This is a genomic window from Halolamina salina, from assembly GCF_042678005.1.
Taxonomy (GTDB): Archaea; Halobacteriota; Halobacteria; order Halobacteriales; family Haloferacaceae; genus Halolamina; species Halolamina salina.
In genome coordinates this window covers 6,527-13,606 of record NZ_JBHUDH010000032.1, presented here as the reverse complement: position 1 = coordinate 13,606, position 7,080 = coordinate 6,527, and the positions used below count along the sequence as shown (strand labels likewise).

Genomic DNA, 7,080 nt, shown 5'->3' with positions numbered 1-7,080 from the left:
CGTCGATCTCCTCGGCGGCGTCGGTCCGTGCGGTCGCTTCCGGGTCCGGGTCGGGCTGGACCCACCGGAACTCGGTGCCGGGGTCGAAGCCGTTGAACCGCGAAGCGCCGAGGCCGCCGGTGTTCCACGAGAACACCATGTTCCGCGCCACGCGCCGGCCCGTCTCGTGGAGCCAGTGGAAGCCGGCGTCGTTCAGCGCCCGCGATAGCCCCCGGCCGCGGTACTCGGGGTCGACCCGCATCGCCTGCATCCACCCCTCGTGCTCGCTGAGGCCGACCGCCTGACAGATGCCCACTGCGCGGTCGTCGGCCAGTTCAGCCACGTCGTCAGGATCGACGGCATCAACGTCCTCGGGTGCCGGCGGCGAGTCGGTCGTATCGACCGCGACGAACGTCCGGGTGTCTGGGTCGTCGGACTCCATCCACCGCGGGAACGCGTCGGGGATGTAGTCGCCGCTCTCCCAGGTGTTCGCGGTGAACGCGGCGACCGCGGGGTAGTCGCCGGGGACGGCCTCCCGGACCACGATCTCGTCGTCGTCGGCGTACTCGCTTCCGGCGGTCACGTCCATGGCTGGGACTCTTCGGTGAGTTCGCCTTCCAGATCCCGGCCCATCGCGTCCGCGGGGTTCTCGGTGTTCGCGAGCGCCCACATCAGCTTCACCTTCGCGGTGCCGGGGAGCGTGTCGCCCGACTCCACGACGCCGGCGTCGAGCAGGTCCCGCCCGGTGTCGTACACGCGGTCACAGACACGCCCCTCGATACACTGGGACGTCATCGCGACGACGGTGCCGTCCTCGACCAACTCTTCGAGACGCGGGATGAGGTCGGTGTGGACGTGGCCCAGCCCGGTGCCCTCGACGATCACGCCGTCCTTCCCGTCGAGGTAGTCCCACGCGGCCGGGTCCATCCCCGGCGTCGGCTTCACCAGTTCCACGTCGGTCGCGAGGTCGGGGTGGATCGCGAGTTCGTCCTCGCCGCGCTCGGTGTGGTCGTCGTGGAAGGAGACGCCCGCGGCGTCGCCCTGACCGTCTTTCGCTGCCTCGTAGTCGACGGTTCCCATCGGCTCGCCGCCGACAGTCTCGAAGGCGTCGCGCCGGGAGGTGTGGTTCTTCCGGACGCGCGTGCCGCGGTGGAGCGCGCAGTCGTCGTCGGAGGGGGTGGCGTGCATGCAGACCATCACCTCGGCGGCGTCGGCGGTCGCCGCCTCGACGGCACAGACCGCGTTCATCACGTTGTCCGAGGAGGGGCGGTCCGCCGAGCGCTGGCTGCCCGTGAACACGATCGGGACCGGCGTATCGAGCATGTAGGAGAGCGCGGCCGCGGAGAACTGCATCGTGTCGGTGCCGTGCATCACGACCACGCCGTCGGCACCGGCCTCGATCTCCTCCTTCACGGCGTCGGCGAGATCCTGCCAGATGCTCGGCTCCATGTTCTCGCTCAGGATGTCGGCGACGACCCGGCCGCGGTAGTTCGCCCGCCCCGCGAGTTCGGGGACGGCCCGCAGCACGTCCTCGGCGTCGAAGCGTGCGGTGACGGCGCCGGTGCGGTAGTCGACGGTGGAGGCGATGGTGCCGCCGGTCGAGACGAGCGCGACCGTCGGCAGGTCGTCGTCGAACTCGATCTCGGAGGCCTCGCCGCCCCCGGCCTCGCTCTCCTCGATGTCGTACACGTCGGACTCGACCACCTCGACGTCGGCGTCCTCCCGGGCGATGCCGACGTTGTAGCCGCCGTCGAGTTTGAGTACGAGATGCTCCTCGTCGGTCGTGGGCATCAGCACGCCCTCGTCGGTCGCGCCGTCGTGATCGACGCGGACGCGGTCCCCTGGGTTCATGGGCGAAACTTTCCGACGGCCGGACTTCAAACTGCCTTTTCGGGCGGTGGACGGCCCGCCGGCTCCCGGTCGGACGCGGCGCCGAGGCGGCGCAAGAACCATGGCCTCGGGCGCCTCACGTCGACCCATGCAGCGCTCCCTCGAACGCGACGACGAGACGACCGCCGAAGCGGAGTCGTCGAGCGACGGCGGTCGGATCGCCGGCGTCCGGCGGCGCGTCGGTCGCGTCTTCTCGATCCGCGGGTTCCTGCTCGCGCTCGCGGTCGTCGTCGCGGGCGTCGCCGTCGGCGGCGCGATCGGCGGGTTCGTCCCGTTCTTGGGGACGATCGGCCGGATCGTCGGCGTGTTCGCGGCGACGTTCCTCCTCGGTGCGGTTCGCTCCCACCGACAGTACCTCGAAGTCGCCGTCGCTGGCGCGGCCGTCGCGGCGGTGCTGGCGGTGACGCAGGTGTTCAGCGGCGTGTTCCTCCCGATCGGCGTCGACTGGCTCCAGCAGTACGGGCTGGCGCTGGGCGCGATCGGCGCCGGCAGCGGGGCGATCGGGTCGGTGTTGGGGTACTACTTCGGCCGGGACCTCCGCGACGGGCTGACGAAGTCGATCGAGGAGTAGGCGGTTGTGGGCGGGACGTGATCTTCGGCGCAGTGGCCGTTTCTCGGGTAGGTGACGACTGTTTGGTCTGCGAGTATCAGGACAGCGACTACAACAGCAGTTCGATCGTTGGCTCCTTGTGACCGCAGTGCGCCGGACACGAGGTCCGGCGCAGCACCGAGCCCCACCCCTCCCCGCGGGCCGGCGACCGCTGCCGGCCCGCGCCGTCCACCGCTACCGCACTGCAGTCGCTGTCGGCGCGAAGCGCGAGCCCCTCCGTGGGCGAGTCAGCGCGAGTCGGCTGGGGAGGTGTGTGGGCTGTGCGGGGCGGTGTAGTCACAAGTGCCCATGCTCACTCCGCGGTCCTGTTCGCGGTCAGGACACCGAACCCCGCGGTAACGTCCGCCTCTCAGTGTCTCCCTCCGGTCCGGCATCCTCGCCACCGACCCAAAACCCACCCAGCCAAAAACCGACTACCTGCTCCGAAAACGGCATACCCCCGCCACCCGCACCACCCCCCATGGAGTACGAGGAGCCGAAGTTCTTCCAGGTGATGGGCTACGTCGGCGAGGCCGAGCACGACGTGGTCGACATGGTCAGCGGCAACCCCGACTGGGAGCCGCCCGAGGCGCTCCGGGAGGGGCTGCGGGAGTACGCCGAGTTCGAGCCCGACCGCTTCCAGTACCCGCCAAGCGACGGGACCGCCGAGCTCAAAGCCGAGATCGCCGACCGCCGGGGCGTCGACCCCGAGCGGGTCGTGATCACCAACGGCACCGGCGAGGCGAACTACCTCGGGATGGCCGCCGCGCTCGAACGCGACCTCGGCGACGAGGTGCTGCTGACCGATCCGGTGTACCCCTACTACCCCGGGAAGGCGCGGATGCTCGGCGGCGACCCGACGTTCGTCCCCGCCAACCGCGACGGCAGCCTCGACGTCGACGCCTACCGCGAGGCGATCAGCGACGACACCGCGCTCGTGGTGCTCAACACGCCGAACAACCCCACCGGCGCGGTGTACGACCACGCGAACGTCGAGGAGGTCGTCCGACTCTGTGAGGAGCACGACGCGCTCGCGGTCGTCGACGAGGTGTACGACCACTTCGACCTCTCGGGCACCTTCGAGTCCGCGCTGACGATCGACTCCGAGAACCGCATCGTCACCTCCGGCTTCTCGAAGTCGCTCGCGATCACGGGCTTCCGCGTCGGCTACGCGATCTTCCCGGAGTGGCTCGCCGAGAACGCGAAGGCCCGCCACATGCTGGTCAACGTCGCGACCACGCGGCCGGGGCAGCACGCCGTCCTCCGTGGGTTGGAGGGCGCCGACGCCGCCTACTACGAGGCGGCCCGCGAACTGATCCGCGAGCGCGTCGACACGTTCACCGACGCGCTCGACGCCGCCGGCGCGGAGTACACCCGGCCCGACGGCGCGTTCTACGTGATGGCCCGCTTCGACGGCTACCCGGGCACGATGGCGAACGTCGAGCGACTCATCGACGAGGCCGGCGTCGCCGGGATGCCCGGCGAGGGGTTCGGCGAGGCGTACGACGACTGGCTCCGCTTCGCGCTCGTGACCCCGCGTGTCGAGGAGGCCGCCGAGCGCTTGGCGGAGTTCTTCGCGTAACGTCCTTCTCGCTGCCTTTGGTTTCGGTCTCGCCAATAGCGCTCTCCGGGCCGATCGACCGTCGAGACCGGGCGATAAACCGCATTTCGAGATACCGAATACGGGTCGGCGCCGCCACACAACGCTCAAGCGCCCCCGGCGAGAACGCCCGCCCGTGTCGACCCGCGAGGAGAAACGGGAGTTGGGCCTCGAACTGCTCGCTCACTTGGAGGACGAGGAGCTCTCGCTGGCGGAGACGATTGACCGGCTGGAAGCGATCACCACCAGCCCCGCGCTCACTCGGGAGATCCTCGACGACGCCGAGAAGCGCGGGCTGATCGAACGCGAGGACGGCCGGCTGCACACCCGGACGGGCGGCACGTTCGTCCGGTTCGAGAGCGAGGTGGTCGAACGCGAGGGCGACTACGACTGCCGGCGCTGCGGCGCGAGCATCTCGACGGGTCACTTCGTCCAGTTCGAGAGCGGGGAGTTGGGACCGTTCGGTCCCTCCTGCGTGCGGAAAGTGCTCGGCCGGGAGTAGCCGTGGCGCCGTTCGACGCTACCGTTCGCCGGCGATCACGTCGACGGTCGCCGCCTCCTCGTACGGTTCGTCGAACTCGCTCAGTCGCTCGCAAACCGCGCTCTCGAACGCCTCGCGGTCGTCGCCGAGCACGGCGGGCGAGCAGAACGAGAGCGAGAGCAGGTAGCCGACCACGCCGTCGGCGTCCCACTCGCGCTCGACCTCGACGACGTGCTCCTCGACGTCGTCGAACCCGTGTTCGTTGAGCAGGTCGCCCCACGACTCCTCGTACTCCACGGGTCCCGTGCGTTCGGGCGGATCGTCGAGGAACTCGGTGACGGCCTCGTACACCGCATCCTGCCAGTCGGCGGTGCCGCGGGCCAGCCACTCGGTGTCGCTCAGGAGAGCCACGCCGCCACCGTCTTCGGTGATGTCGTACAGCGTGTCGAGCGTCCGGTCCTGATCCATCCAGTGGAACGATCGACCCATCACGGTCAGCCGGAGCGGGTCGAGTTCGTCGGCCATTGTGGGCAGGTCGGCATCGCTGCCGACGCGCCACTCGGTGTTCTCAGCACCCACGATGGTCGCGCGCTCGCGAGCGTGCTCGATCATCGCGTCGTTGGGATCGACGCCGACGACCTCCGCGACGTGTGGGGCCAGCGCGACGCCGAGGCGGCCGGTGCCACAGCCGAGGTCGAGCAGCCGGCCGGTGCCGTCGAGGAACCGCTCGCGCAGGGGGTCGATCGCCAGATCGTCGTACTCCGGGCGGTAGACGGCGTACTGCTCGGCGGTCGTCTCGAAGCGTGCCGCCGGGTCGTCGGTGGCGTCGTCGCTCATGGGGACGAACGACCGAACGGGTCGGAGAAATCGCTTCCGCTACCAGGCCGACCAGGCGCTGGTCCGCTCGTCGCGGCCGAACACCCGCTTGATGTCCTTCGCGAACGCGAGGTCGCCCTCGTGGTCGAGCTTCTTGTGGCGGTAGTCGTCGGCGACGGCGTCACGGAGCTGGAGGCTGTCGACCGTGAACTCGTCGTCGCCGAACTCGTAGCTCTCGCCGACGACGAACTCGAAGTCACCCGGGAGGAACACCTTGGTGCTGCGGGACTGCTCGTTGCGCCCGTCGCCCTCCTTGGGGTGGATGGTGACGTTGACGCCGACGTTGTCGACGACGCGGGTCCAGACGGTCTCGACCTCGTCCATCTCGGCGTGTTCGGTGCGGCGCTCGGGGCCGACCTCGATGCTCGTGACCTCGACCTGCTGGATCGCCGCCTCGGTCTCGACGACGAACTCGTCGCCGGTCTCGATCTCCTGCTCGCTCTCGGCGTCGAGGGTAGTCTTGTACGAGTCGCCGTCCTGTGAGACCACCACGTCGACAGTGACCTCCTCGGGCGTCTCGATCGTCTCCTTGTGGACGTGGCCACACTCCGTACAGCGAACCGTCGACTGCCCGCCCGGCGACAGCACCTCGTGGACCGTCCGCTCGTGGGGCGAGCAGGACGGGCAGGTGAGGGGGACGCGCTCGGCTGAATCGCTCATACCCGTGGTTCCCGTTCGAGCGGTTTAAGCCCGCGTTTTCGCGGGTCGATCAGGGCAGCGCCCGCAGGTCCGCCAGCATCTCGTCGAGATCCTTCGTCGACGCCGCGAGCGAGAAGCCGTCCCGCTTCGCGAGCGCTGGCGCGTGGTCCCACACGTCCTCAGGCTCGATTCCGTGGAGCACGACCGCGTTCGGCGTCGGCGTGAGCACGCGCAGCGCCACCAGCGGCGACTCGCCGCGCGTCACCTCGGTGAACACGAGCGCGCGGTCGGTCGATTCGCCGTAGAGCCGGTAGAACTCCTCGCTGGAGAGGCGGGTGATCGCCTCGATGCTGTCGATTACGGTGTGGCCGTTGACGTGCTCGGCGCCGCCGTCGGCGAGTTCGGTCGCGCCGGTGGCCTCGTAGAACTCGGCCATCGGCACCGCGCGGGTGTACTCCCGGAGGTCGAGCACGATGTCGCTCTCGAACCCCGCGGTCACCACCCGCGCGTACTGGCGGATGTGCGCGCCGCCGCGGGCGGCGTCGATCGCGAGCAGCCCCTCCACGAGCCGCCGGACGACGCCGATCCCCGGGCTCTCCCGGCGGCCGCTCTCGTAGTCCGAGACGACCGACGAGGAGACGCCGAGTTCCTCGGCCAGCGCCGTCTGGGACACCTCGAAGTCGGTGCGCCACTTCCGCAGCGTCGCGCCGGGATCGTCGGAGATGACCACTTCGCCGGCGATCCGGCGGGCGAGTCGGCGCTCTGCGTTCTCGGTCACGGCTTGGGGTGGGTGGGGCACTGAGAAAGGCGTATCGGAGCGATTCCGCTTCGGCAACATATCTTCGAGTTGTCTTACTCTCTCGTGATCTACTAGCTGGATCAGCAACACCCCGAAAGCCCCTGTCGGCTCGACTCCCGGGACTCGCTGCGCTCCTCGGCTCGCGTTGCTCGCCTGCGGTGCTTGCGTCGTCCGGGTTCGTCGAGCCGACAGCCCCTTTCAGTCCCACCCGACAGCACAGCCCACAG

Annotated in this window: 8 protein-coding genes; 3 read left to right on the top strand and 5 right to left on the bottom strand. The window is 69.6% G+C overall.

Features of this window, described 5'->3' with window-relative positions:
• Both ACFR9S_RS03925 and gatD read right to left on the bottom strand, forming a co-directional pair.
• On the bottom strand, nucleotides 1-568 hold a 568-nt coding region (locus ACFR9S_RS03925), incomplete at its 3' end, for a GNAT family N-acetyltransferase (RefSeq protein WP_379818103.1).
• A complete protein-coding gene (gene gatD, locus ACFR9S_RS03920) occupies nucleotides 559-1,830 on the bottom strand; it encodes a Glu-tRNA(Gln) amidotransferase subunit GatD (protein ID WP_379732386.1) in 1,272 nt (423 codons plus the stop codon). The genes gatD and ACFR9S_RS03925, both read right to left, overlap by 10 nt.
• A 127-nt stretch (nucleotides 1,831-1,957) precedes the next feature.
• Between gatD and ACFR9S_RS03915 the strand changes: the two genes are divergently transcribed.
• From ACFR9S_RS03915 to ACFR9S_RS03905, 3 genes are all read left to right on the top strand, one after another.
• Nucleotides 1,958-2,440, top strand: a complete 483-nt coding sequence (locus ACFR9S_RS03915) for a hypothetical protein (protein ID WP_379732385.1) — start codon at nucleotides 1,958-1,960, stop codon at nucleotides 2,438-2,440.
• A 499-nt stretch (nucleotides 2,441-2,939) separates the two neighbouring features.
• On the top strand, nucleotides 2,940-4,040 hold the full coding sequence (locus ACFR9S_RS03910) for a pyridoxal phosphate-dependent aminotransferase (RefSeq protein WP_379818102.1): 1,101 nt from the start codon (nucleotides 2,940-2,942) through the stop codon (nucleotides 4,038-4,040).
• A gap of 154 nt (nucleotides 4,041-4,194) precedes the next feature.
• A complete protein-coding gene (locus ACFR9S_RS03905) occupies nucleotides 4,195-4,560 on the top strand; it encodes a DUF5830 family protein (RefSeq protein ID WP_379730989.1) in 366 nt (121 codons plus the stop codon).
• Between the two features lie 18 nt (nucleotides 4,561-4,578).
• Here the strand turns inward: ACFR9S_RS03905 and ACFR9S_RS03900 are convergent, their stop codons facing one another.
• From ACFR9S_RS03900 to ACFR9S_RS03890, 3 genes are read right to left on the bottom strand one after another with little or no spacing between them, the layout of a single operon-like run.
• Nucleotides 4,579-5,376, bottom strand: coding sequence for a class I SAM-dependent methyltransferase (locus tag ACFR9S_RS03900; protein WP_379730988.1), 798 nt, complete (start codon nucleotides 5,374-5,376; stop codon nucleotides 4,579-4,581).
• Between the two features lie 39 nt (nucleotides 5,377-5,415).
• Nucleotides 5,416-6,075 carry an HVO_0476 family zinc finger protein gene (locus tag ACFR9S_RS03895; RefSeq protein ID WP_379730987.1) on the bottom strand — a complete coding sequence of 220 codons (660 nt, stop codon included), beginning with the start codon at nucleotides 6,073-6,075 and terminating at the stop codon, nucleotides 5,416-5,418.
• A 49-nt stretch (nucleotides 6,076-6,124) separates the two neighbouring features.
• Nucleotides 6,125-6,832 (bottom strand): helix-turn-helix domain-containing protein, encoded by a 708-nt coding sequence (locus tag ACFR9S_RS03890; protein WP_379730986.1) that lies wholly within the window; start codon nucleotides 6,830-6,832, stop codon nucleotides 6,125-6,127.
• Nucleotides 6,833-7,080: the final 248 nt, after the last annotated feature.